This window comes from Streptomyces sp. NPDC031225 (assembly GCF_055570355.1).
In genome coordinates this window covers 17,718-40,438 of the sequence record NZ_JBVIHJ010000003.1, presented here as the reverse complement: position 1 = coordinate 40,438, position 22,721 = coordinate 17,718, and the positions used below count along the sequence as shown (strand labels likewise).

Below are 22,721 nucleotides of genomic sequence, written 5' to 3'. Positions count from 1 at the left end.
GGACAGGCGCAGACGTCGGCCCAGGCCGCAAGGGGGCGGGATCGTCCGGGCGGGAGCGGCGGCATCCGCATGCCAGGGTGAGAGAGACGGGGCCGGGCCCCGTGCGGCGGTCTCAGGCCCGGCGTCGGCTCCACTGGGGTTCGGTGAGCGCCCACTCCCGCTCCCACTCGGCGAGCCGGTGCCGGTTGGCCGCACCGCGCACCAGCGAGTGCGCGAGGAGGATCAACGCGATCGCCGCGGCCGTGCCACAGGCGCCCATCGTCAGGGTGTGCTGCCAGATCGCGGTGCCGTCGGGTGGCGGGTCCACACTCCGGCCACGGGAGTCGAACCACACGTCGACCTTCGCGCCCTGGTGGGTGCCGGCCGGGACGCGGGCCTCGGCCGTCTTCACAGCGCCCCCGGCCTGCGCCCAGCGCACGGTCACCCAGTAGGAGCGCTCGCGGCCGCCCTGGACCGTGGGCGGCGAGTCCGGGACCTCGCCGACGACCTCCGCGCGGACCCGATGACGTGCGGCGCGCTGCTCGGCCGCCACCGCGCGGGCGTCGTCATGTGCCCATCGGCCGACGACCGCCCCGGCCAGCGGGGCGACCAGCAACAGCAGCAGGGCGACGGTCAGCACCGTCCAGGCCTCGACGACGTCCGACCGGCGCCTGAGCGGATTGCGCCGCCAGCGCCAACCGCGCACCCGGGTTCGCATGTCGACCTCCGCACCACACACGCCTGCGAGTGGTCACATGGATGTAATACCCCCTCACCCGCGTCGTTCACGTGTGGGGGAGCACACATCCGGACGGTGTGCGCCTGCGCACCGTCGGTCAGCCGAAGCGCTCGATCCGGATACGGTCCACAGGCTGTCCCGCTTCCACAAGGAGCCGCGAGGCATGCTCGGCGAACGCGTTGGACCCGCACACATAGGCCTCCCAACCATCATCCGGCTGTTCGGCCAGGAACGGCATCACATGTGCGGCGGCCATACGTCCCACGCGCACACCGTCCGGGGCGCTCCGCGTGAACACGGTCGTCGTCTCGGCGCCCAACTCCCGCGCGTAGATGAGCTCCTCGGGACTGCGCGCCGACACCAGCAGCCGAAGCGGCACGGACAGCGCACGTGCCCGGTGGTGCCGCACCATCGACATCAGCGGGACGACTCCGGAGCCGGCCCCGATCAGCAGCGCGGGCCGGTCACCGGGCCAGGCGAAGAACCCGCTCAGCGGCCCGCGCACCTCGACCTCGTCACCGGGCTCGGCCACGGTGTGGAACCAGCCCGAGACCTCACCGTCCTCGACGTGGTCCAAGGTCAGCTCGATGTGCCCGGAGTCGTCGGGCGGGGACGCGATCGAGTAGTGCCGCTGGGCGGCGTAGCCGTCCGCGGCGGTCAGCCGAAGCATCAGATGCTGGCCCGGCAGATGCCCCTGCCAGGCGGGCACCGCGAAGCGGAACGTGGAGGCGTGCGGGGTCTCCCGGCGGATCTCGGTGAGCGTGGCGGTCTGCCACGTCGCCGCAGCCCGGGTGCTCACGGCGATCCGTCCGGGCACGGCGAACCGGGTGCCGGGGACGAAGGCGGGGGAGGGCAGCGTCTCAGTCACCGGAGTACCTCTGCTCCTCCCACGGGTTGCCCCGCGCGTGATAGCCGTTCTGCTCCCAGAAACCCGGCTCGTCGTGGTCGAGCAGCGTCAGCCCCGCGACCCACTTGGCGCTCTTCCAGAAGTAGAGGTGCGGCACCAGCAGCCGCGCCGGGCCACCGTGTTCGGCCGGCAGCGGCTTCCCGTCGTACTCCCACGCGATCCAGGCCCGCCCGCCGGTCAGGTCCGCGAGGGGGAGGTTGGTGGTGTATCCGGTGTGCGAATAGGCGACGGCGTGTGTGGCGGACCCATGTGGCCGCACCACATCGAGGAACGCGTCCAGTGAGACACCCGCGAACCGCACCCCGAACTTCGACCAGCTCGTCACACAGTGGATGTCACCCTCGTAGGCCGACTCCGGCAGTGTGTGTGCCTCGTCCCAGTCCCAGGTGCGCGGCTGTTCGACCAGGCCGTCCACGCGGAACGTCCAGTCGGCCGGTGACAGGTCCGGTGTGACCTCGGCGGAGAGTACGGGCCAGTCGTCGCCCGCGTCGTACTGGCCGGGCGGGAGCCCGGGGTTGTGCCTGCGAGGGCGTCCGGTGAAGCCTCGGGTGCCGTTCATACGTCAACCGTACGCTGTCGCCGTACGCGCTCCGCCCCAGGTCAGCGCCCCGAGCATTGCGGTCGTGTGAACACCGCACAGGCCCGGGAATAGCCGCCGCGCGCCGCTCCTTGGCGCTGGAGTGCCGGGTCGGTGCCCCGGTGACAGCGCGAGGAGAGCGAGGAAGCAGATGCCCGAGGCGTACGTCTTCATGCGGTACGGCGGATCGGAGACCGAGTTGGGCGTGGATCTGGACCGGCTGTGTCCCGGACCCGGCGAGCACACCCGCGGCAAGACCGTGACCGAGGTCGCCCGATGACCGACGGTGTACGGCTTCACGAAGAAGCGGCGTACGAGGACGTACTGGGCCCGCACGTCCTCGACAACCCCGCCCTCGCCTCCCTGACCGGCCCGCACGCCCACTTCGCCGAGAAGCGCGGCCGCGTCCTGCGCTACCCCGCGGACGTGTCCCCGTGGCTGGCCCTGCCGGACGAGCCCGACGCCGGTGACTGGGCAGACCTCGCGGCGCTCGCCGGCCCCGGCGCCGAGGTGCCGCTGGCGGGCTACACGGGCCCGGTTCCGGACGACTGGGAGATCACCTTCCACATCGAGGGCGTCCAGATGGTGGACGACGGCCTCGACGCCGCACCTGATCCGGAGGCGGTCCGCCTCGCCCCCGCAGACGTACCCGAGATCCTCGACCTGATCGCCCGGACCCAGCCCGGCCCGTTCCTGCCCCGCACCATAGAGATGGGCACCTACCTGGGCATCCGCAGGGAGGGCGCGCTCGTCGCGCTGGCGGGGGAGCGACTGCACCCGCCGGGCTGGACCGAGATCAGCGCCGTCTGCACCGACCCGTCCGTCCGCGGCCAGGGCCTCGCGACGCGGCTGGTTCTCGCCGTCGCGCACGGCATACGCGAGCGCGGGGAGACGCCGTTCCTGCACACGGCTGCCGGGAACACCGGTGCCATCCGGCTCTACGAGCACCTCGGCTTCCGCCTGCGGCGCACGACCGCCTTCCTCGCGGCACGACCGGCCGAGCGGTAGGCGAAGGGGGCCCGGGCGTCCTCAGTCGGGCTGCGACCAGGCGTTGTAGCGCACGAGGTACCCGGCGAACCGCTCCAGGTCCTCCTCCGACCAATGCGCGAGCCGCTCACCCACGGCGGCCCGGCGGCTCACGGTGACCTGGCCGAGGATGTTCCGGCCGGCCTCCGTCAGATGCAGCACCTGGACGCGGTGGTCCTCCGGGTCCGGGCGCCGCTCGAGGAGTCCGGCCCGCTCCAGGGCGGTGACCTGGCGGCTCACGGTGGATTTGTCCAGGGCGTAGTGGGCTGCCAGGTCGGTGGCGCGGCAGCCGTCGCGTTCCTCCAGATGTCCGAGGAGGGTGTACGACACCAGGGACAGTTCGGGATGCAGGCGTCCTGCCGAGGCCCGCGCCCGTCGCGCGAAGACCGTCATCTCGTGCTGGATCGTCTCCACGGCCGTGGCCGGCTTCATCGGGCCTCCTCGCATCGCTGGTTGCAGAATACAACTCACACCGTACGGCGGCGCTGCCGGGCCGCGTCGCCGGTGTAGGGTGGCCGTCCGGCTGAGGGAGGTCCCGGCCGGGAGACACCGAGGAGGTGAGACCCATCAACGCTGTGTCGGATCGGGTGCTCCCTTCTCGTATCGCCGCGGATCACCGCCTGTAGGTGGCCGCCGGAGCGCCCTTCGTTTCCTCGAAAGGGTCTCGGCTTCCATGCCCTCACCGTTCCCCCGTTTTCTGTCTCCCGACTCCGTCGTCGCCGCACTGCGTGCCGCGGGCTGCGTCTTCGCCGAGGACGAGGCCCGCCTGATCCTCGGCGCCGCCCGTACCCCGGACGAACTGACCGCCATGGTGGAGCGCCGGGTCGCCGGACATCCCCTCGAACTCGTCGTCGGCTGGGCCGAGTTCCGAGGTCTGCGCATCACCGTGACCCCCGGTGTCTTCGTGCCCCGGCGCCGCACCGAGTTCCTCGTCGAACAGGCCGTCGCCCAGGTGCCTGACGCCTCCGTCGTCGTGGACCTGTGCTGCGGCTCGGGTGCCGTCGGCGCCGCGCTCGCCGCCGCGCTGGGCCCGGTCGAACTGCACGCCGCCGACATCGACCCGGCCGCCGTGGACTGTGCCCGCCGCAACACCGCCGACGCAGGCGCCCACGTCCACACCGGTGACCTCTTCGAGGCCCTGCCGGCCGGACTGCGGGGCCGTGTCGACATCCTCGCGGCCAACGTCCCCTACGTCCCCACCGAAGAGGTGGCCCTCCTCCCGTCCGAGGCCCGCGACCACGAGCCCCTGGTCGCCCTCGACGGCGGCACCGACGGCCTGGACGTCCTGCGCCGCGTCGCGTCCGAGGCCCCGCACTGGCTCGCCCCCGGCGGCTGCCTCCTCGTCGAGACGAGCGAACGCCAGGCCGAGGCCGCCGTCGACGCCTTCACCCGCGGCGGCCTGACGACCCGTCTGGCCGCCTCCGAGGAGCTCTACGCCCAGGTCGTGCTCGGCGTCAGGACGTAGGACGCCGCGCCTGCCGCGGCCGACCTGCCCTCAGGCCCAGCTCGGTGCCCACATGCCGGTGTCCGGCGGCTCGGGCCGGGTCGTGCGGAGGTGGGACCTGAGGGCGTCGAGGGCCGGGTGCGGATTGTCGGCACGCCAGACGAGGGAGTGGGGGTAGATCGGCGTGGGGCCGTGGACCGGGATGCGGCGCAGGTCCTGGTCGGACGGCCAGACCAGGCGGGTCAGTTCGCCGACGAACGTGGCCAGGGTCGAGGAGTCGGCGATCGTGTCGAGGAGGGGGTCGGTGCCGAAGTCGGGGCCGGTGACCTCGATGGTGAGCCCGAAGGCGGCGGCGAGGTCGTCGTAGTAGGCGCCCCACTCGGTGCCGGTGACCAGGCCGGGCATCCAGATGCGGTGTCCGGCCAGCCGGGTCGGATCCACCGTGCGGGCGGCCGCGAGCACGTGGTCGGGGCCGGTGAGCAGCTGGACCGGTTCGTCGTAGACCCGCTCGGACGCGATGCCGTCGGGCGACTGCCGGGCGGAGTGCGGGACGGCACGGAAGGAGGCGTCGATCGTGCCGGACCGCAGGGCGGCGAGGGCCGCGTCGGCGTCGAAGAGAGTGACGACGTCGAGCTCGATGCCGGGGTGCGCGCGATGAAAGGCGCGCAGCAGCTCCGCGGGGGCGAGTCGGCGGCCGATCACGTCGACGCGCAGGGCCCGGCTGCCCGGCCGTACCGAAGCGGCCGCCCGTTCCGCGGCTCTCAGGAGATCGCGGGCGTGCGGCAGGAACGCCTGTCCGTCGATGGTGAGCCGGGCGCCGCGCGGAGTGCGGGTGAACAGCCGGGCACCGAGGTCCTTCTCCAGCGCGGCGACCCGCTTGGACACGGCCTGCTGGGTGATCGCCAGCCGGTCGGCGGCCTCCTGGAAGCGCCCCGCGTCCGCCACGGCGACAAAGGTGCGTACGGCGTCGAGATCCATGCGGGAAGCCTAGGCCGCCTCCGGCACAACCTGAGGTTGTGTCAGTCCGGTCCGTTGGTTGTTTGATAGGCGGGCCCGGCACTCTGTTTGATGGCGTCGGTCAACGCGAGGTTGTCGACGAGGGGGTTGCGGGCGTGGACGGAAGACGGTCGCTGGGCCGGCGGTTCGGGTGGTTGTGGGCGGCCTACGCGGTCAGTGCGTTCGGCACCTCGCTGTCGTTCGGCGCCTTCCCGCTGATAGCCGTCCTCGTGCTGCACGCGGGCCCGGCCGCGGTGTCCGCGCTGGCGGCCGCGGGACTCGCGGCCGGGGCCGTGGTGGCGGTGCCGCTCGGACCCTGGGTGGAGTTCCGCCGCAAGCGACCGGTGATGGTCGCGATGGACCTCGTCCGGTTCGTGGCGCTGCTGAGCGTCCCGGCCGCGTACGCGTTCGGCGCGCTGAGCTTCGTCCAGCTCCTTGCCGTGTCGATGGTCGTCGCGGCGGCCGACATCACCTTCACCTCCGCCTCGGGGGCCTTCCTCAAATCCCTCGTCGGTCCGGAGGACCTGCTGGTCGCCAACGGGCGCTTCGAGGCGACGAACTGGACCTCCATCCTGATCGGCCCACCCCTCGGCGGCGCCGCCATCGGGATCTTCGGCCCGGTGACGACCCTGGTGGCCGACGGCGTCAGCTATCTGTTGTCGGCGCTGGGGATCCGCGCGATCGGCGGCGGTGAGCCGCGTCCCGCACCCGCCGGCGCTGCGAAGGGCTCCCTCCTGGAGGGCTGGCGGTGCATCCTGGCCAGTCCCGTCCTGCGTCCCCTGTTCTTCAACACGGTCCTGGTCAACGCCCTGATCATGGTGCCCGTGCCGCTGCTCACCGTCCTGATGCTCGGCCCGCTGGGCTTCGCCCCCTGGCAGTACGCCCTCGCCTTCTCGGTGCCGTGCATCGGCGGCCTGCTCGGTTCACGGATGGCCCGTCCGCTGGTCGCCCGGTACGGACGGCACCGCGTCCTGTTCACCTCGGGCGTCCTGCGCGCGTGCTGGCCGCTCGGCCTGGCCTTCATCGGACCCGGGACGGCCGGGCTGGTGCTCGTCATGGTGATCGAGCTCGGGGTGATCACCTCCTGTGCCGTCTTCAACCCGGTGTTCTCCACCTACCGGCTGGAGATGACGCCGACGGACCGGGTGGTCCGCACCCTCTCCGCCTGGTCGGTCACCGGAAAGCTGATCACCGCGGCCCTGACCGCCCTGTGGGGCCTGGTGGCGGTCCTCGTCGGAACCCGTGAGGCGATCGCGCTCGCCGGGGTGCTGCTGCTGGCCACGCCGGTTCTGCTGTCCCGGCGGCCCGCCGCCCCGCACGAGGAGCGTCAGGACTCCCTGCCCTCCGCCATCGGACCCCCGTGAGGCCGGCCCCATGGACCGCGGCCCGGGAATCCGCCGTGGCCGTCGTCCTCACCGGTGCCGACGAAGACCTGGGCTGCGGTCCTGGTTCCGTCGTCGGAGAGAGGGCCGGTCACATGGACCGTGTCGCCCTTCTTCAGCGTCCCGGCTCCTGACCCGGACGTGCCGTCCCGGAACACCCTGGTGTCCGGGCCGACGGTCCACTTCCACTCGGCGCCGTCCTCGCTCTTCACGGTGACGTGGTCGCCGTCCGCCTTCTCGACGGTGCCCGACTGCCACGTCCGGACGACCCACTTGCCGGACCGGCTGTCCTTGACGGTCTCCTCACCGTGCACGGCACCACCCCGGAGGCCGAACCACGGCCCCCTGCCGTCCGGAGACGTCGAGGGCGACGGCGACGGCGACGACGCCGCCGCCGGAGCCACGCCGTGGGGGCCGTCCGAGGCGGCGGCGTAGGCGACCGTGCCGCCCACGGCCAGGACACCGACCGTGGCCGCCGCGATCACCGCCCGCCCCCGCACGGGCTGCCGCTCCCAGCGTCCGCGCAGACCCCCGTGTTCGGGTCCGCCCGGGCCCGTGAGGACCTCGCCGGGCCCGTCCAGTGACTCTTCGCCCGGTGTCTGTTCCTGGTCCCGCTCGTGTGTCACGGCTCGCTCCCATCGGCCCGGCATCCGGCATCCCCACGCCGTGCCCTGCTGAGAGTGTGGGAAAAAGCCGGTAAGAAAGCGGTAATCAGAGCCTGTGAATCCCGGGGCCCCGTCCCTTGCGCCCCAGGGGGCTATCCCTGTGTCTGCACCCGTGCGATCAGCAGGGCCACGTCGTCGGAGTTGTCCGGCTGGTGCAGGGTGCGCAGCAGCACGTCACAGACCGTCTCCAGCGCCCGGTCGGGGCCGTCGAGGAGTTCCAGGAGTGCGTCCAGACGCTCGTCGAGCGGATGCTGACGGGTCTCGACGAGGCCGTCCGTGTACAGGACGAGCCGGTCGCCGGGTGCGAGGTCGACGACGGTCGTGGAGAAGGCGACACCGCCCACGCCCAGCGGCGCCCCGGTGGGCAGGTCGAGCAGTTCCGGCGGACGGCCCGCGCGCATCCGTACCGGTGGCAGATGCCCGGCGTTGGCGATCCGGCACTGCCCCAGCCGCGGATCGTAGACGGCGTACACGCAGGTGGCGATGGAGTGGTCCAGTTCCTGGGTGATCCTGTCCAGGTGTTCGAGGAGCTTGGCCGGATCGAGGTCGAGGGAGGCCAGGGTGTTCGTCGCGGTGCGCAGCCGGCCCATGGTCGCGGCGGCGTTGATGCCGCTGCCCATCACATCGCCCACCACCAGCGCCGTCTTGCCGCCGTCCAGGGGGATCACGTCGAACCAGTCGCCGCCGACCTCGGCGGTCGCGCCCGCGGGCTGGTAGCGGGAGGCGACCTCCAGGCCGCCGGTCACGGAGGGGTGGCTGGGCAGCAGGCTGCGCTGGAGGGTGAGGGCGGTGTTGCGGGCGTCCTGGTACCAGCGTGCGTTGTCGATCTGCACGGCGGCGCGGGCCGCGAGCTCCCGGGCCAGCAGCAGGTCGTCCTCGCCGAAGGGCTCCGGGTTGCCGATGCGCTTGAGGTCGAGGGCGCCGAGCACCTCGCCGCGGGCGATCAGCGGCACGGCCAGGTAGGAGTGCACCCCGGCCTTGGCCAGCAGCGCCGCCGCCTCCGGTGAACGGGCGATGCGGGTGAGGTCGTCGGGCCCGACCCGTCGCACCAGGACCGGGCTCCCGGTGCGTACGCACTCGGTGACCAGGCGCTCGGCGGCGTACCGGGCCACCTGCCCGGGCGGATCCGCCGCGCCGAGAGCCTCCGGGGCGCCGGCCGCCTCGACGGCCAGCGGGCGCATGAGGGCGGGCTCGGAGGGGCCGAGGGTGCTCGGCCTGCCCTGCACCACCGCCTCCAGCAGATCCACGGCCGCCACGTCGGCGAGCTCGGGCACGGCCACGTCGGCCAGCTCCCGGGCGGTGCGGTCGAGGTCCAGGGTGGTGCCGATGCGGGCGGAGGCGTCGGCGACGAGCGCCAGCCGGCGCCGGGCCGTCTCGGCCTCCACGGTCGCCAGATGATGCTCGGTCACGTCCAGCACCGAGCCCGCGACCCCCAGGACGGTTCCCAGCGCGTCCTCCAGGCGGTACAGCGAGACCGACCAGGCGTGTTCCGAGTCGGGGTCCGCGGCCGTACGGCCGACCGTGTGCAGGTCGACCAGCGGCTTGCCGGTCCGCAGCACCTCCCGCGCGGCGGTCTCGAAGGCGGCCGCGTCGAGGTGCGGCAGGATTTCGCCGATCTTCCGCCCGACATGGTCCTCGGCCGGTACTCCGTTCAGCTGCTCCAGTGCCGGGTTCACCGAGACGTACCGCAGCTCGGTGTCCAGTACGGCCAGGCCGATCGGGGACTGGGACACCATGCGCGTGGAGAGCGCCACGTCCCGCTCCAGCCGGCGCACGATCTCGTGGTCGGCGCACAGGCCCAGCGCGTAGACGCCGCCCCGGTCGTCCAGCAGCCGCATGTTGCGGAACTCGACCAGCCGGGTGCTGCCGTCCTTGTGCCGGACGGGAAAGGCGCCGGCCCAGCTCTGGCCGGTCTCCATGACGTCGGCGAACAGCTTGACGACCAGGTCGACGTGCTGTTCGTTGATCATCAGGTGGGCCGCGTACGTGCCGAGCGCCTCCTGCGCGCTGTATCCGAACAGTTCCTCGGCCTGCGGGCTCCAGAGCACGATGCGCCCCTCGGTGTCCGTGACCACCGAGGCCATGCCCAGTACGTCGAGCAGCCCGCTCGGCCGCACGGTGCCGCGCGCGGGCTCCCCGCCTTCGGACGCGGGTATTCCGGCTGCAGCCATTGCACGAACCGCCTTCGACCGTTCTCGCGGCACGCCTTACCCCGGTGCCGACTCCCCTTGTTCTATCGCGCTCAACCGCCTCCGCAACCACGCGGTGGTGTTCTTCCACCATCTCTCAACAAGGGGGCGCGCGTCCGGTGAAGTGCGCCGGGGTGACGAAAGCCCTTTGTTCATCGACTTGGTCTGTACATGGCGACCTTGGGGTCGTCAGACTGTCCGCCGAGCCACCGCACCCCCGCCCCGGCAGCCACAGGAGTCATCCATGCCCCTGCGCGTCAGACAGCGTTGTCACGCGGTCCTCGCCGCCCTGGCCACCCTCACGGCGACCGTCCTCATGACCGCCGCCCCGCCCGCCTCCGCCGCCGACACCTGGACCGAGGCCGGATCCGACCGCGCCGACCCGCTCACCGAGAGCCAGGGTCTGACCTCGGTCGAGGTCCCCGCCGGGGCCGCCAACCGGTACACCGGCATCGGCACCATCCCCGTCGGCGTCTCCAGCCGCGGCTGGAACCACGTGGGTGACCCCGACGCCTCCTACGACGGCCACTACATCGAGCCCTACCAGGCCGACTCCGGCACCGCGAAGATGTTCCGGGTGCAGGCGCCGGACGGGACCTGGTCCGAGTACGTCCACGCACTCGGCTCCGGCGAGGCGCTCAACAACTCCTGGGTCGCGATCTCGCCCGACGGACAGTGGATGCTGTCCGGCGAGTACGGCACCATGAGCCGCTTCCTGGTCTTCCCCACACCCGGCGTCAACGCGAGCACCTCGCCCTCGGCGAACCTTCCACAGGCGGCCACCGTCACCCTCGACCACGCCGTACGCGACGTACAGGGCTGTGACTTCGTGAGCGCCACGCAGCTGCTGTGTTCGTCGGACGACCCGGCGGGCACACTCTTCGGCTACACCAAGCCGCTCCTCCAGATCGACCTGTCCGCCGCCCCGACCGGCACGGCGAACGTCACCGGCCATGTCACGGCACTGCGCCAACTGCCGCTCAGGAGCTCGTGTTCCGGAGAGTTCGAGGCGGAGGGCATCGACTACGACCGCCGCACCGCGACCCTGCGCGTGATCGTGGTCTCGCCCGGCTTCTGCGTGCTGACGGACAGCAAGACGTACCGCTTCACCAGGAGTTGAGCCCCTGACCGAAGGTGCCGGCCCGCCGCGGAGAATGAGGGTCGGCACCGATGGCGGGCCCTCGCGGCCGGATGCGACGGTGGCACGAACACCGCAACCACAAAGGGAGTTCGCGCATCCATCCCCGTGAAGCACAGCCCGTACGTCCTTCCGCGCCCTCGCGGGAGGTGAACCGTGGGACACGCTGAGACCCTGCTCGCCATGGGCGGCGCCTTCCTGGCCGCCGCGTTCCTCGCCCGCCTCGGCGGCCGCATCGGACTGCCGACCATCCCGCTGTTCATGCTCGCCGGCATCCTGCTGGGCCCGCACACCCCCGGCCTCGTCCTGGTCGAGGACGCGCACGACTTCGAGATGCTCTCCGCGCTCGGCCTCGTGCTGCTGCTGTTCTACCTGGGCCTGGAGTTCCACGTCGACGACCTGCGCACCGGCGGCAGACGGCTCCTGGCAGCGGGCGGCATCTACCTCCTGGCGAACGTCGGCGCGGGCCTCGGCTTCGGGTTCGCCCTGGGCTGGGGGACCCGGGAGGCGCTGGTGCTCGCCGGTGTCCTCGGCATCTCCTCCTCCGCGATCGTCACCAAGATCCTGATCGACCTCGGGCGGCTCGGCCGCCCCGAGACCCGGCTCATCCTCGGCGTGATCGTCGTAGAGGACGTCTTCCTCGCGCTCTACCTCGCCGCGCTCCAGCCGGTCATCAGCGGGGCCGACGGCCCGGTGGAAGTACTCCTGCAGGCGGGCAGGGCCTTCGGGTTCCTGCTGGTGCTGGCCGCCGCCGCCCGGTACGGCACCCGTTGGATCGGCCGCCTGATCCACGTCCGCGACGACGAACTCCTGGTCATCAGCTTCCTCGGCGCCGCGGTGCTCGTCGCCGGTGTCTCCGAGGTCCTGGGCGTCGCCGACGCCATCGGCGCCTTCATGGTGGGCCTCATCCTGGCCGGCACGCCCTCCGGGCCCCGCATCCGACGGCTGGTGCACCCACTGCGCGACGCCTTCGCCGCGATCTTCTTCTTCGCGTTCGGGCTGTCCATCGACCCCGGCACGGTGACGTCCGTCGCGGGACCCGTCGCCGCGGCGGTGGCCGTGACCGTGGCGATGAACATCGTCGCGGGCCTGCTCGTGGCCCGCCTCTACGGCTATGGCGCCCAGCCCGCCGCCGACATCGCCACCACGCTCGTGGCCCGCGGGGAGTTCGCCCTGATCCTCGGTGCGATGGCGGCCGGCGCGGGACTCGACGCACGTCTGGCGCCGTTCATCGCCGGGTATGTCCTTGTCCTGGCCGTTCTCGGCCCGGTGGCCGCGGGACGGACCCATCTGCCGGCCCGGGCCCTCGGTTCACGTCGTCCCCGGCCACCCGAAGACGACACCGCGCCGGAGCCGGTCCCCGTCGCGGTGGGGGCGGACCGCGAACGGTAGGACCGTCCGAAGGAGGAGCCATGCACCGGCCCGACGACGAACACCTGGTCCAGCTCGCGGCACGGCTGGAGCGTGACGACCCCCGGTTCGCCCGCGCGCTGAGGTCGGGCCGGCCGGCCCGACCCCGCGAGTACCGGCGCGCAGGGGCCTGGTGGACCCTCGCCGCCGCGGTGTCCCTCCTGGCTGCCGGAATGGCGCTGCCCGCGGGCATCCTCGTGGCCGCGGGCCTGGTGCTCGCCGGGATGGCAGTGCCGCTGTTCGACCCCCACCGGGACCGTCCGCGTCACTGACGGCGCCGGTCGTGCTCTGTGAATGGTGATGCCTTTCCGAGGATGCGGCGCGGTTCGCTGGGAACCCGGTGGTACTGGCCATGGCCGAGAAAGGAGCGATCACGATGGATCATGAGCGACCGCACGAGGATTCCGTCTCCCTGGAGATCAGCGGATGCAGCAAGGAGGACGCCCGGATCGTCCTCGACGCACTGAGTGCGTGCTTCACGTCCGACCGGGGTGACGACGACGTGCCGGAGCAGCTCGATGAGAACCGGCCGATGGTGTGGCTGGGCACCTTCGAGGTCACCGACGCGCAGGAATGCCCCCCGCCGGCGCCCCTGTCGTCCTCCGTCGACGCCGAGGCGCAGGGGGGCTACCAGGCCATCGAGAAGCTCCGGACGACGTTGGACTCGATGTTCACGGTGCGGGATCTCTCGTCCGCCTCGGGGGATCAGGAGCGGGAGCTCCATCTTCGGCTGGAGAGTCGTTGAGCGTGGGCTGACCGGCCGGCCTGCTCAGCTCCGGGCAGGCCGGCCGATCGGCTGTCCCGTGCTCAGCCCACACGGACCGCCACGACCACCATCTCGGCGCCGTTCACGGTCGGCAGAGCCGCGACGATGAACGCGATGTCCGATGCCGTCGGGGCCCGGGTCGGTGCGCATGCGGGTCAAGGACGCCTGTGTCCCGGCGTCCTGCATGTCCGCGCCGAGTTCTGTGGTGGCGCCCGGCTCGATGTCCCAGGACTCCGGCGAAGCCGCCGACAGGGGCCCATCCACCTGAATGCGCCGAGAAGGGTGCCCGCACAACCGAACCCGCCGTAGCCCTACGTGGCCCGGATCACCTCTCCCCGGTTGTGCAACTAGTTGCATAAAGAGCGTGCGGTCCTCTACAACAGAGAGGCACGAGACCGCGACGGAGGGGCCCCATGAGCCGTTACCCGCACCTGCTGAGCCCGCTCGACCTGGGCTTCACCACGCTGCCCAACCGCGTCCTGATGGGCTCGATGCACGTCGGCCTGGAGGAGGCCGAGCGCGGCTTCGAGCGCATGGCGGAGTTCTACGCGGCACGCGCGCGTGGGGGAGTCGGCCTGATCGTCACCGGCGGTATCGCGCCCAACGAGGAGGGGCGGCCCTACGAAGGCGGCGCGAAGCTCACCACGGACGCGGAGGCGGAGCAGCACCGGGCCGTCACCGACGCCGTGCACCGCGAGGGCGGCAGGATCGCGATGCAGATCCTGCACTTCGGCCGGTACGCCTACCACCAGGACCTGGTGGCGCCGAGCCCCCTGCAGGCGCCCATCAGCCCGTTCCCGCCGCGCGAGCTCACCGACGCCGAGGTGGAGCGGACGATCGAGGACTACGCCCGCGCCGCCCGCCTGGCCCGGCAGGCCGGGTACGACGGCGTGGAGATCATGGGGTCCGAGGGCTACCTCATCAACGAGTTCATCGCCGCGCAGACCAACCACCGCACCGACGGGTGGGGAGGGTCGTACGAGAACCGCATGCGCTTCCCGGTCGAGATCGTGCGGCGGGTGCGCGAGGCCGTCGGCGAGGACTTCATCATCGTCTACCGGCTGTCCATGCTGGACCTCGTCCCGGGCGGCTCGACGCTCGACGAGGTGATCACGCTCGCCAAGGCCGTCGAGGCCGCCGGGGCCACGATCATCAACACCGGCATCGGCTGGCACGAGGCCCGTATCCCCACCATCGCGACCTCGGTGCCGCGCGGCGCCTACACCTGGGTGACCAAGCGCCTCATGGGCGAGGTGTCGATCCCGCTGGTGACCACCAACCGCATCAACACCCCCGAGCTGGCCGAGGAGTTGCTCGCCGACGGGTGCGCGGACATGGTGTCGATGGCCCGACCGATGCTGGCCGATCCGGAGTTCGTGAACAAGGCGGCCGAGGGCCGTCCCGAGGCCATCAACACCTGCATCGGCTGCAACCAGGCCTGTCTCGACCACACCTTCAGCCTGAAGATCACCTCCTGCCTGGTCAACCCGCGCGCCTGCCACGAGACCGAGCTGGTGCTGGCCCCGACCCGGCTGCGCAAACGCGTCGCGGTCGTGGGCGCCGGACCGGCCGGGCTGGCCTGCGCGGTGTCCGCCGCCGAACGCGGCCACGAGGTCACGCTGTTCGACGCGGCAAGTGAGATCGGCGGCCAGCTCAACGTGGCCCGCCGGGTTCCCGGCAAGCAGGAGTTCGACGAGACGATCCGCTACTTCCGCCACCAGCTCGACGCCCACGGCGTGGACGTACGGCTCGACACCCCCGTCGACGCGGCGGATCTGGCCGCCTACGACGAGGTCGTCGTCGCCACCGGCGTCACCCCGCGCACCCCGGACATCCCGGGCGTCGACCACCCCAGCGTGGTCGGCTACCTCGACGTCCTGCGCGACGAGGCCCCCGTCGGCGACCGGGTCGCGATCCTCGGCGCCGGGGGCATCGGCTTCGACGTCGCCGAATTCCTCACCGACGGCGGCGACAAGGCGAGCGAGGACCCGGCGACGTACTTCCGGCTGTGGGGCGTCGACATGGACTACACGGCACCCGGTGGACTCACCGCCCCCGAACGCCCCGCCCCGCCGCGCTCCGTGCACCTGCTCCAGCGCAAGACCGGCAAGGTCGGCGCCGGGCTCGGCAAGACGACCGGCTGGATCCACCGCGCCGAGCTCAAGCACCGGGGTGTCGGCATGATGCCGGGTGTGCGCTACGACCGTATCGACGACGCCGGCCTGCACATCACCGTCGGTGAGGAGAGCACGGTCCTGGAGGTCGACACGATCGTCCTGTGCACCGGGCAGGAACCGCGCCGGGACCTGTACGACGACCTCGTCGCCGCGGGCCGCAGCGCGCACCTGATCGGCGGCGCCGACGTGGCCGCCGAGCTGGACGCCAAGCGGGCGATCAAGCAGGGCACCGAGGTCGCGGCCGCCCTGTAGACCAGCAGGCGCCGTCCCTAGGATGACTCCATGTCACTCCCGCACGCGATCCTCACCGCACTGCTCGAAAGGCCGTCGGCGGGGCTGGACCTGACCCGGCGGTTCGACCGGTCGATCGGCTACTTCTGGTCGGCCTCGCACCAGCAGATCTATCGCGAGCTGGGAAAACTGGAGGCCGAGGGCCACATCCGGGCCATTCCCGCGGCCCAGCCGACCCGGGGGCAGAAGAAGAGCTACGAGGTCCTGCCCGCGGGCCGCGCCGAACTCGAACGCTGGACGGCCGCCGCGCAGGACCCCAAGCCGCACCGGGACGCCATGCTGCTGCGGCTGCGCGCGGCGGCCGTCGTCGGCACCGAGGGTCTCGAAGCCGACCTGCGCCGCCATCTCGACCTGCATCGGCGGCAGTTGGCCGAGTACGAGGAGATCCAGAAGCGCGACTTCCCGCCCGGCAACGACAGCGCGCAGGCCAGGCTTCAGCACCTGGTCCTGCGCGCGGGCATCGAGCTGGAGACCTTCTGGACCCGGTGGCTCACCGAGGCTTTGGAGGAACTCCCCGAACTCTCCGAACTCTCCGACAGCTGAGGGCTTTCAGAGGCGGTACGGCCGCGAGCGGCGACGCAGGAACCACCCCGTGGCCACCGCGCCGACCGCCACCAGACCGCCGCCGACCGCCAGCGTCAGGGTGCCGTAGTCCTTGGTCGCGCCACCCAGCCCGCCCAGGACACCGCGGGAGGGGGAGGGGGAGGGGGAGGCGGAGGCCGTCGCCGAGATCGTGGGCGTCGCGGACCCCGAGACGATGATCGACTGGGTGCCCGCCGTGCTGTTGTTGTAGGCGCACATCACGATGACCGTGTACGTGCCGGGGCTCACGCTCGACCAGGCCGCGGACTGGAGTGAGGTGGTCCCCGACAGGGCCACCTGACGTCCCTGGGCGAAGCTGGACTGACTGCTGGTGAGGAGCGAGGCAGTACCCCAGCCGCCGGTGGTGGCGGTGCGGGAGCATGCCGTGGTCGTGACGGAGACCGTGGATCCGGAGGTGCTCACGGAGATGCCCGACGCGGCGGCGGCCTGCCCGGCGGTCAGGGTGAGCGGCAGCGCGGCGACGGCCGCGACGGTCAGGCCGGAGCGGAGAAGTGGCTGAGTAGTGCGCATGGACTGCCCTCCGGCGGCACGGTTGGCGGTACATCCGTGGCGCCGCCGAGGTGGGGGAGGGCCCGTGCTGCCTCAGAGAAAGCCAATGGGTTCACGGCCCGGCCCGCACGCGGAGTGCCTCCAGGCAGGTGATGCCTTCCTTCGCCCGGCGCAACGGCGAGGGGCTTTCATGGGGCCGCGGACGGGCCCGTCGTCACCGTCCGCTCCACCGACAGACCGCCCCAGGTACCGTCGGGCAGCCGGGCCCGGATCCGCACCCGGTGGCTCTCCCCGGCCGCCCGCCCCAGGTAGAAGCCGTACGTCGCCCTCCCGCGCGGGGGCGTCCCACCGAACACGAGCGAGGTGGCCGCGGTGCCGTCGAGCAGGATCTGGTACTCGGTCACGACACCGTCCGTGCGGGGCGGCAGCCAGGACAGGTCGAGGTAGTACGCGCCGTCACCGCCGAGCCGGGTCGTGGCGCGGAAGTCCGTCGGGGCGGTGTCCCGGCCGTCGTCCCTGCCCGCGGTGGTGAGGCGGACGGTGTTCCCGGCCGGTGAGAGGTTGTCGGCCGCGTCCCGGGCGCGGACCGTGAAGGAGTAGCGGGTACCCGGACGCAGTCCCGTGAGCACGGTCGCCGTCTGGTCTCCGCCCACGCTGTGGATCTTGCTGGCGCCCTGGTAGACGTCGTACGACAGCACATCCCGGTCGTCAGTGGAGGCGGCCCAGGACAGCTGGACCGCCCGGCTGCCCGCCACCCGGCCCCGCAGCCCTTCCGGGCGGGTCGGGGCCGAGCGGTCCGCCGCCGTGGCCGCGGGAGTCGTCGCCCGCACCTCCCGGCTCGGCGGGCCGAGACGACCCTCGGTGTCGCGGGCGCGCACGGTGAAGACGTAGGGGGTGGCGGGTTCGAGCCTGGTGACATCCACCATGTGCTGCGAACCCGGCACATCCTCGATCTTCGTGGTGCCGCGATACACCTCGTAGCCGTGGATGCCCGCGTCGGAGGTCACGGCGTTCCACATCACGTGCACGCTGCTCGCGCTGCCCGCGGCGGCGGTGACGCCGACGGGCGCGGCGGGCAGCCGTCCGTTCTCGTCGCCGTCCGGTCCGCCCCACCCGCAGGAGCCGACGAACACGAGGGCGGCGCACAGACACAGGGGAACGGGAACGCCTCGCACGGCTCTGCCTCCCCGGAGGACACGTCGGCAATGGTCCGGACCAATATGGCGCCAGTGGTGTGCTCGCATCAAGGGGGCGGACCGCGTCGGTCCGACCCGGAAGCGCTACGTATGCTGAAGCCCTCCACGGCTGAACTCCCCTCGCGCGACGAGGAGTTCGGGCCGGTGGCGCGGGTCGCTGTCGTCGCTGTTCCCGCGCCGGTGCCGGTGGCCGGGAGGCCTGAGTTCGTCGAGAGCCCGGGTCCCCGGCTCCTGCCCCGTCCGGACCCCCTGCGGTGGCCGCACAGCTGAAGCCGCATCAGATTGGGCTGAGTGTGCGTCACCGTTCCCCAGGAGAGGGTCCCTTATCGTGCGTGTCCAGTCGCTGACGCTGGCCGCGGCAAGCGCCGCTCTGCTCGCCCCCACGACCTCCCCCGCCATGGAGCCGGCCGCAGCCCGGACGACGCCGGTGGTGCGGCGCGAAGGTGACGTCAAGGCCGCCGACCTGCTGGCCAGGGTCCGGGACTGCGCCCCCGTCTCGCGCGGCCGCTACCGTGCGGACGAGGGCACACCCGCGACGATCCCGGTGTGCGGCACCCGGGACGCCGTGTTCTGGAAGGCCGACATGGACATCGACTGCGACGGCCGGCCCGGCCGCCTCTGCAACCGCCGCACCGACCCGCTGTTCTCCGAGGCCACCGCCTACGAGCAGTCCGACGGCCGCTATCTGAGCGCGGAACGCCTGCCGTACATCGTGGTCCCGACCCCGAGCCGGATCTGGGACTACCGCGACCACGGGGTGCACGGCGGCGCGGTCGCAGCCGTCGTGTACGAGGACCGGGTGCAGTACGCCGTCGTCGGGGACGTGGGCCCGAGCGGGATCATCGGCGAGGCGTCCTACGCCACCGCGGACGCCCTCGGGATCAAGCCCGACCCGCGCGGCGGCGGCACGCCCTCCGGCGTCACCTACATCGTCTTCAAGGACTCGCAGGCGAAGCCCATCGAGAACCACGCCGCGGCCGTCGCGACGGGGGAGCGGCTGGCGAAACTGTTCGTACGGGAGAAATGATCCGGCGAGGCCCCGTAAGACCGCCGTCCACCGCCGTCCACCGGCAGGGCCACGCTGTCGCTCGCCGCGTCCGAGAGCAGGAACACGATGGTGCCGGCCTGCTGCTCGGGCCGGGACACTTCGCCGAGGTTCACGCAGGGCGGACCGAGGACCGCCGGGCCGTGGGCACCCGGTTCGGCGTCCATCGCGATTCCGGCCGCATTGCCGCCCGCCTGACCCGCACCGAGCCCGGCCTGCGGGCCGTCCCGCTCCAGCCGGGCGCGCGACGGCGGCGGAGGCCGAGCTGGTCGAGTCCCTGCGCTCGGCCCTCGCCGTCGCGGCGTACGGCGTCAGACAGGCGTTGTCGTCATACCTTGCGGTAGCTGTACGCCTCCGCGGCGGCCGCCTCCACCGCAGCGAGGTCGGCACCCGTGGCCGCCGTGACCACCGCGGCCACCGCTCCTTCGACGAACGGGGCGTCCACCAGGCGGGTGCCGGCCGGGAGTTCGTCGCCCTCCGCCAGCAGCGCCTTGACGGTGAGCACCGCACTGCCGAGGTCGGCGAGGACGGCGACCCCGGCGCCCCTGTCCACGGAGGCGGCCGCGGCCGCGATCAGCTCCGCACTCGTACCGAGCCCGCCGCCCTCGGTGCCACCTGCCACGGCGACGGGCACCTCCGTGCCGCCTCCCACGAGCCCCTTCGCCAGCTCCGCCACGGACGCGGCGACCTCCGCGCTGTGCGACACCAGCACGATCCCGACCAGCTCCCCGTCACTCACCGGAATCACCGGCGGCCTCCGCGAGAGCGCCGATCAACAGGGACGCCGAGGTCGCACCAGGGTCCTGGTGGCCGATGCTGCGCTCGCCGAGATAACTCGCCCTGCCCTTGCGTGCCTGCAACGGCGTTGTCGCCACGGCCCCCTGCTCGGCGGCCGTCCGCGCCGCCGCGAACCCGGTACCGAGGGCGTCGACGGCGGGCACCAGCGCGTCGATCATGGTCTTGTCGCCCGGGGCGGCCCCGCCCAGCGCCATGACCGCGTCCACTCCCGCCCGCAGCGCCTCCGTGAGCTGCTCCTCACTGACCTCGGCGCCGTCCCCGAGCGCCTTGCCGGTCCGCCGCAGCAGCGTCCCGTACAAGGGCCCCGAGGCACCGCCGACCGTCGAGATGAGCCGGCTTCCGGAGAGGATGAGGACCGCGCCCGGGGTGTTCGGGGCCTCCTTCTCCAGGGTCGCGGCCACCGCGGCGAACCCGCGCTGAAGATTGCTGCCGTGGTCGGCGTCCCCGATGGGGGAGTCGAGCGAGGTGAGCCGTTCCGCCTCACGTTCGACGGAGGCGGCGGTCGCCGTCATCCAACGGCGGAAGAAGTCGGCGTCGAGCACTGGATCTCCTTGCGTGGTCGGAACGTTGATCGCCTGCTCATACTCCCCAGCGCAGCCCCGGCGTCCGCACCGGCGCGTCCCACAGGCGCAGCAGCTCCTCGTCCACCTGGCACAGGGTGACCGAGGCGCCGGCCATGTCGAGCGAGGTGACGTAGTTGCCGACCAGGGTGCGCGCCACGGCGACCCCACGGTCGGTGAGCACCCGCTGCACCTCGGCGTTGAAGCCGTACAGCTCCAGGAGCGGGGTCGCCCCCATGCCGTTGACCAGGACGAGCACGGGGTTGCGCGGGCTCATGTCGTCCAGGATCGCGTGCACGGAGAAGTCGGCGATCTCCCGCGAGGTCATCATCGACCGGCGCTCCCGGCCCGGCTCGCCGTGGATGCCGACGCCCAGCTCCAGTTCGCCGGTCGGCAGATCGAAGGTCGGGCTGCCCTTGGCCGGTGTGGTGCACGCGCTCAGCGCCACGCCGAAACTGCGCGAGTTCTCGTTCACCTGACGGGCGATGGCCTCCACCCGCTCCAGCGGCTGCCCCTCCTCCGCAGCGGCGCCCGCGATCTTCTCCACGAACAGGGTGGCCCCGGTGCCGCGCCGACCGGCCGTGTAGAGACTGTCGGTCACCGCCACGTCATCGTTGACCAGGACCTTGGCGACCTGAATGCCCTCGTCCTCGGCGAGTTCGGCCGCCATGTCGAAGTTGAGCACGTCACCCGTGTAGTTCTTCACGATGAACAGCACACCGGCCCCACTGTCCACGGCGGCCGCCGCCCGCACCATCTGGTCCGGGACCGGAGACGTGAACACCTCACCGGGGCAGGCCGCCGACAGCATGCCGGGCCCGACGAAACCGCCGTGCAGCGGTTCGTGCCCCGAGCCGCCGCCGGAGATCAGGGCGACCTTCCCGGCGACGGGGGCGTCCCGCCGTACGATCACACGGTTCTCGACATCCACGGTCAACTCCGGATGGGCGGCTGCCATGCCGCGCAGGGCGTCCGCGACCACGGTTTCCGGAACGTTGATCAACATCTTCATGGGTACCTCCTGGTGGTACGTGCAGATGGGCCGATGACCTGTGATCGAGCAGTTCAGGGTAGCCAAGGTCGGGTGGCGATCCTCGCGGTCCACGGCGGTCGGGAGCGGGTTCCGGCGGTTTTGACGCCGACATGGGCCGACTTCGAGGACGGGACGTCGGGCTGGTGATGGCGGTCGGAGGTGAGTCGGCCCGCGGTGCTGCTGTCGGCAGTATCGACCTTGAGGCAGTGAAGGTCACGCGGAGCGACAGCGGATGGTGGCCCGAAGTCCGGCCTGGATGCCGGGGCGCGTGTGCCGCGGCGCGACGGTGCCGCTCCCGCGGACACCGTTGATCGACACCTCGCCCGCCGCATAGGTTTCTCGTATGACGAACCTGCGGATCGGTGTCATGTACGACCGTGACTGGGCCCCGGAGGGGCTGCCCGGTTTCGCGCGCCGGGCCGAGGCACTCGGCGCGGACGACCTGTGGGTCGTCGAGGACCTCGGGTGGAACGGCGGCGTGTCCGCGGCGGCCGTGGCGCTGGGCGCGACGCGGCGGCTGCGGGTGGGCATCGGCATCACGCCCGCGCCGTTGCGGAGTCCGGCACTGCTGGCGATGGAACTGGCCACCCTGGCACGGGTGTTCCCGGGCCGGCTCGTGGCCGGGATCGGACACGGCGTGCGCGAGTGGATGGAGCAGGTGGGGGTGGCGCCCAGCTCGCCCCTCGCTCTCCTGGAGGAGACGATCACCACCGTGCGCGCACTGCTGCGCGGCGAGAAGGTCGACCTGGACGGCCGTGAAGTGCGCCTGGACGGCGTCCAGTTGGTCCATCCTCCGGCGGAGGTACCGTCGGTCGTCGCCGGCGTCGTCCGGCCGCGCTCCCTCGCACTCTCCGGCCGTGTCGCCGACGGCACGCTGATCGCGGAGGGCCACGGCCCACGCGACCTGGAGAACGTCCGGGCCCTGACCGCGAAGGGCGGTGCCCGCGCCGACCACACCCTGAGCGTGTTCGCCTTCTGCCACGTCGGCGACGACCCCACACGGGTCGCCCACACCCTTCACCCGCACACCGAGGGCCACGGCAGCTGGCTCGGCCGCCCCCAGGAAGAGGTCTTCACCGTCTCCGGCACGGCGACGGAGGCCGCCGAGGACGTGCACGCCCTGGCGGCCGCGGGCGCCGACACGGTCGTCCTCCGCGTCGTCGGCCCCGAGCCCCTGGAGCAGCTCGGAGCACTGCTGAAGGCACTCGGGCGCCACCAGGACTGATTCCGTCTCCCCTTCGCAACCGCCCGGACGGTGCCCGGAGGCTCCGGTCCGACTGGTATGGATCACACATTTGTCGCCCCCCGTAT

24 protein-coding genes are annotated in these 22,721 nt (G+C 72.2%); 12 read left to right on the top strand and 12 right to left on the bottom strand.

Annotation, left to right across the window (positions count from 1 at the left end):
- Window positions 1-112: 112 nt before the first annotated feature.
- The 3 genes from ACZ48Z_RS05705 to ACZ48Z_RS05695 form a co-directional block, all read right to left on the bottom strand.
- Window positions 113-697 (bottom strand): Rv1733c family protein, encoded by a 585-nt coding sequence (locus tag ACZ48Z_RS05705; protein ID WP_468734514.1) that lies wholly within the window; start codon window positions 695-697, stop codon window positions 113-115.
- A gap of 118 nt (window positions 698-815) precedes the next feature.
- A complete protein-coding gene (locus tag ACZ48Z_RS05700) occupies window positions 816-1,586 on the bottom strand; it encodes a ferredoxin reductase (protein ID WP_468734513.1) in 771 nt (256 codons plus the stop codon).
- Window positions 1,579-2,184: a sulfite oxidase-like oxidoreductase gene (locus tag ACZ48Z_RS05695; RefSeq protein WP_468734512.1), complete on the bottom strand. Its 606-nt coding sequence runs from the start codon at window positions 2,182-2,184 to the stop codon at window positions 1,579-1,581. Before ACZ48Z_RS05695 ends, ACZ48Z_RS05700 begins: the two co-directional genes overlap by 8 nt.
- Window positions 2,185-2,353: 169 nt before the next feature.
- Between ACZ48Z_RS05695 and ACZ48Z_RS05690 the strand changes: the two genes are divergently transcribed.
- Together ACZ48Z_RS05690 and ACZ48Z_RS05685 are read left to right on the top strand one after the other, a co-directional pair.
- Window positions 2,354-2,482, top strand: coding sequence for a hypothetical protein (locus ACZ48Z_RS05690; RefSeq protein ID WP_468734511.1), 129 nt, complete (start codon window positions 2,354-2,356; stop codon window positions 2,480-2,482).
- Window positions 2,479-3,210 carry a GNAT family N-acetyltransferase gene (locus ACZ48Z_RS05685; RefSeq protein ID WP_468734510.1) on the top strand — a complete coding sequence of 244 codons (732 nt, stop codon included), beginning with the start codon at window positions 2,479-2,481 and terminating at the stop codon, window positions 3,208-3,210. Before ACZ48Z_RS05690 ends, ACZ48Z_RS05685 begins: the two co-directional genes overlap by 4 nt.
- A gap of 21 nt (window positions 3,211-3,231) precedes the next feature.
- On the opposite strand, the gene ACZ48Z_RS05680 is transcribed toward ACZ48Z_RS05685, so the two are convergent.
- On the bottom strand, window positions 3,232-3,660 hold the full coding sequence (locus tag ACZ48Z_RS05680) for a MarR family winged helix-turn-helix transcriptional regulator (protein WP_468734509.1): 429 nt from the start codon (window positions 3,658-3,660) through the stop codon (window positions 3,232-3,234).
- A gap of 241 nt (window positions 3,661-3,901) precedes the next feature.
- Between ACZ48Z_RS05680 and ACZ48Z_RS05675 the strand changes: the two genes are divergently transcribed.
- Window positions 3,902-4,693: a putative protein N(5)-glutamine methyltransferase gene (locus ACZ48Z_RS05675; RefSeq protein WP_468734508.1), complete on the top strand. Its 792-nt coding sequence runs from the start codon at window positions 3,902-3,904 to the stop codon at window positions 4,691-4,693.
- A gap of 30 nt (window positions 4,694-4,723) precedes the next feature.
- On the opposite strand, the gene ACZ48Z_RS05670 is transcribed toward ACZ48Z_RS05675, so the two are convergent.
- Window positions 4,724-5,650: a LysR family transcriptional regulator gene (locus ACZ48Z_RS05670; RefSeq protein WP_468734507.1), complete on the bottom strand. Its 927-nt coding sequence runs from the start codon at window positions 5,648-5,650 to the stop codon at window positions 4,724-4,726.
- A 134-nt stretch (window positions 5,651-5,784) separates the two neighbouring features.
- On the opposite strand from ACZ48Z_RS05670, the gene ACZ48Z_RS05665 reads away from it, so the two are divergent.
- Complete coding sequence (locus tag ACZ48Z_RS05665; protein WP_468734506.1) at window positions 5,785-7,032, top strand: MFS transporter; 1,248 nt, start codon at window positions 5,785-5,787, stop codon at window positions 7,030-7,032.
- Here ACZ48Z_RS05665 and ACZ48Z_RS05660 read toward each other — a convergent pair.
- Both ACZ48Z_RS05660 and ACZ48Z_RS05655 read right to left on the bottom strand, forming a co-directional pair.
- A complete protein-coding gene (locus tag ACZ48Z_RS05660; protein WP_468734505.1) occupies window positions 6,996-7,676 on the bottom strand; it encodes a DUF5666 domain-containing protein in 681 nt (226 codons plus the stop codon). The two genes, ACZ48Z_RS05665 and ACZ48Z_RS05660, sit on opposite strands and share 37 nt — an antisense overlap.
- 131 nt (window positions 7,677-7,807) lie before the next feature.
- Window positions 7,808-9,886: a SpoIIE family protein phosphatase gene (locus ACZ48Z_RS05655; protein ID WP_468734504.1), complete on the bottom strand. Its 2,079-nt coding sequence runs from the start codon at window positions 9,884-9,886 to the stop codon at window positions 7,808-7,810.
- Between the two features lie 262 nt (window positions 9,887-10,148).
- Here ACZ48Z_RS05655 and ACZ48Z_RS05650 point away from each other — a divergent pair, with 262 nt between their 5' ends.
- From ACZ48Z_RS05650 to ACZ48Z_RS05625, 6 genes are all read left to right on the top strand, one after another.
- Window positions 10,149-11,024 carry a hypothetical protein gene (locus ACZ48Z_RS05650; protein WP_468734503.1) on the top strand — a complete coding sequence of 292 codons (876 nt, stop codon included), beginning with the start codon at window positions 10,149-10,151 and terminating at the stop codon, window positions 11,022-11,024.
- A gap of 174 nt (window positions 11,025-11,198) precedes the next feature.
- Window positions 11,199-12,434, top strand: coding sequence for a cation:proton antiporter (locus ACZ48Z_RS05645; protein ID WP_468734502.1), 1,236 nt, complete (start codon window positions 11,199-11,201; stop codon window positions 12,432-12,434).
- Window positions 12,435-12,454: 20 nt separating this feature from the next.
- The gene (locus tag ACZ48Z_RS05640) at window positions 12,455-12,724 is read left to right on the top strand and encodes a DUF3040 domain-containing protein (protein WP_468734501.1); all 270 of its coding nucleotides are present in this window, start codon (window positions 12,455-12,457) and stop codon (window positions 12,722-12,724) included.
- 104 nt (window positions 12,725-12,828) lie between these two features.
- Window positions 12,829-13,197, top strand: a complete 369-nt coding sequence (locus tag ACZ48Z_RS05635) for a hypothetical protein (RefSeq protein WP_468734500.1) — start codon at window positions 12,829-12,831, stop codon at window positions 13,195-13,197.
- 434 nt (window positions 13,198-13,631) lie between these two features.
- Complete coding sequence (locus ACZ48Z_RS05630) at window positions 13,632-15,647, top strand: FAD-dependent oxidoreductase (protein ID WP_468734499.1); 2,016 nt, start codon at window positions 13,632-13,634, stop codon at window positions 15,645-15,647.
- Between the two features lie 30 nt (window positions 15,648-15,677).
- Window positions 15,678-16,229 carry a PadR family transcriptional regulator gene (locus ACZ48Z_RS05625; RefSeq protein ID WP_468734498.1) on the top strand — a complete coding sequence of 184 codons (552 nt, stop codon included), beginning with the start codon at window positions 15,678-15,680 and terminating at the stop codon, window positions 16,227-16,229.
- A gap of 6 nt (window positions 16,230-16,235) precedes the next feature.
- On the opposite strand, the gene ACZ48Z_RS05620 is transcribed toward ACZ48Z_RS05625, so the two are convergent.
- Window positions 16,236-16,799 (bottom strand): hypothetical protein, encoded by a 564-nt coding sequence (locus tag ACZ48Z_RS05620; RefSeq protein ID WP_468734497.1) that lies wholly within the window; start codon window positions 16,797-16,799, stop codon window positions 16,236-16,238.
- 167 nt (window positions 16,800-16,966) lie between these two features.
- Window positions 16,967-17,953, bottom strand: coding sequence for a fibronectin type III domain-containing protein (locus ACZ48Z_RS05615; protein ID WP_468734496.1), 987 nt, complete (start codon window positions 17,951-17,953; stop codon window positions 16,967-16,969).
- 349 nt (window positions 17,954-18,302) lie between these two features.
- On the opposite strand from ACZ48Z_RS05615, the gene ACZ48Z_RS05610 reads away from it, so the two are divergent.
- Window positions 18,303-19,001, top strand: a complete 699-nt coding sequence (locus ACZ48Z_RS05610; protein ID WP_468734495.1) for a glycoside hydrolase family 75 protein — start codon at window positions 18,303-18,305, stop codon at window positions 18,999-19,001.
- A gap of 346 nt (window positions 19,002-19,347) precedes the next feature.
- Here ACZ48Z_RS05610 and ACZ48Z_RS05605 read toward each other — a convergent pair whose 3' ends face one another.
- The 3 genes from ACZ48Z_RS05605 to dhaK are packed head-to-tail and all read right to left on the bottom strand — an operon-like array spanning window position 19,348 to window position 21,389.
- A complete protein-coding gene (locus ACZ48Z_RS05605) occupies window positions 19,348-19,758 on the bottom strand; it encodes a PTS-dependent dihydroxyacetone kinase phosphotransferase subunit DhaM (RefSeq protein ID WP_468734494.1) in 411 nt (136 codons plus the stop codon).
- Window positions 19,751-20,359 (bottom strand): dihydroxyacetone kinase subunit DhaL, encoded by a 609-nt coding sequence (gene dhaL / locus ACZ48Z_RS05600; protein ID WP_468734493.1) that lies wholly within the window; start codon window positions 20,357-20,359, stop codon window positions 19,751-19,753. The genes ACZ48Z_RS05605 and dhaL overlap by 8 nt, the downstream gene beginning before the upstream one ends.
- A gap of 37 nt (window positions 20,360-20,396) precedes the next feature.
- Window positions 20,397-21,389, bottom strand: a complete 993-nt coding sequence (gene dhaK / locus ACZ48Z_RS05595) for a dihydroxyacetone kinase subunit DhaK (RefSeq protein WP_468734492.1) — start codon at window positions 21,387-21,389, stop codon at window positions 20,397-20,399.
- A gap of 364 nt (window positions 21,390-21,753) precedes the next feature.
- Here dhaK and ACZ48Z_RS05590 point away from each other — a divergent pair, with 364 nt between their 5' ends.
- A complete protein-coding gene (locus ACZ48Z_RS05590) occupies window positions 21,754-22,635 on the top strand; it encodes an LLM class flavin-dependent oxidoreductase (protein ID WP_468734491.1) in 882 nt (293 codons plus the stop codon).
- The last annotated feature ends 86 nt before the right edge of the window (window positions 22,636-22,721 follow it).

Coding starts and splice junctions, on each gene's coding strand:
- ACZ48Z_RS05680 (WP_468734509.1), bottom strand. CDS start 3,660: ATGAAGCCGGCCACGGCCGTGGAGACGATCCAGCACGAGATGACGGTC.
- ACZ48Z_RS05655 (WP_468734504.1), bottom strand. CDS start 9,886: ATGGCTGCAGCCGGAATACCCGCGTCCGAAGGCGGGGAGCCCGCGCGC.
- ACZ48Z_RS05690 (WP_468734511.1), top strand. CDS start 2,354: ATGCCCGAGGCGTACGTCTTCATGCGGTACGGCGGATCGGAGACCGAG.
- ACZ48Z_RS05675 (WP_468734508.1), top strand. CDS start 3,902: ATGCCCTCACCGTTCCCCCGTTTTCTGTCTCCCGACTCCGTCGTCGCC.
- dhaK (WP_468734492.1), bottom strand. CDS start 21,389: ATGAAGATGTTGATCAACGTTCCGGAAACCGTGGTCGCGGACGCCCTG.
- ACZ48Z_RS05670 (WP_468734507.1), bottom strand. CDS start 5,650: ATGGATCTCGACGCCGTACGCACCTTTGTCGCCGTGGCGGACGCGGGG.
- ACZ48Z_RS05625 (WP_468734498.1), top strand. CDS start 15,678: ATGTCACTCCCGCACGCGATCCTCACCGCACTGCTCGAAAGGCCGTCG.
- ACZ48Z_RS05590 (WP_468734491.1), top strand. CDS start 21,754: ATGACGAACCTGCGGATCGGTGTCATGTACGACCGTGACTGGGCCCCG.
- ACZ48Z_RS05640 (WP_468734501.1), top strand. CDS start 12,455: ATGCACCGGCCCGACGACGAACACCTGGTCCAGCTCGCGGCACGGCTG.
- ACZ48Z_RS05630 (WP_468734499.1), top strand. CDS start 13,632: ATGAGCCGTTACCCGCACCTGCTGAGCCCGCTCGACCTGGGCTTCACC.
- ACZ48Z_RS05705 (WP_468734514.1), bottom strand. CDS start 697: ATGCGAACCCGGGTGCGCGGTTGGCGCTGGCGGCGCAATCCGCTCAGG.
- ACZ48Z_RS05695 (WP_468734512.1), bottom strand. CDS start 2,184: ATGAACGGCACCCGAGGCTTCACCGGACGCCCTCGCAGGCACAACCCC.
- ACZ48Z_RS05650 (WP_468734503.1), top strand. CDS start 10,149: ATGCCCCTGCGCGTCAGACAGCGTTGTCACGCGGTCCTCGCCGCCCTG.
- ACZ48Z_RS05635 (WP_468734500.1), top strand. CDS start 12,829: ATGGATCATGAGCGACCGCACGAGGATTCCGTCTCCCTGGAGATCAGC.
- ACZ48Z_RS05685 (WP_468734510.1), top strand. CDS start 2,479: ATGACCGACGGTGTACGGCTTCACGAAGAAGCGGCGTACGAGGACGTA.
- ACZ48Z_RS05620 (WP_468734497.1), bottom strand. CDS start 16,799: ATGCGCACTACTCAGCCACTTCTCCGCTCCGGCCTGACCGTCGCGGCC.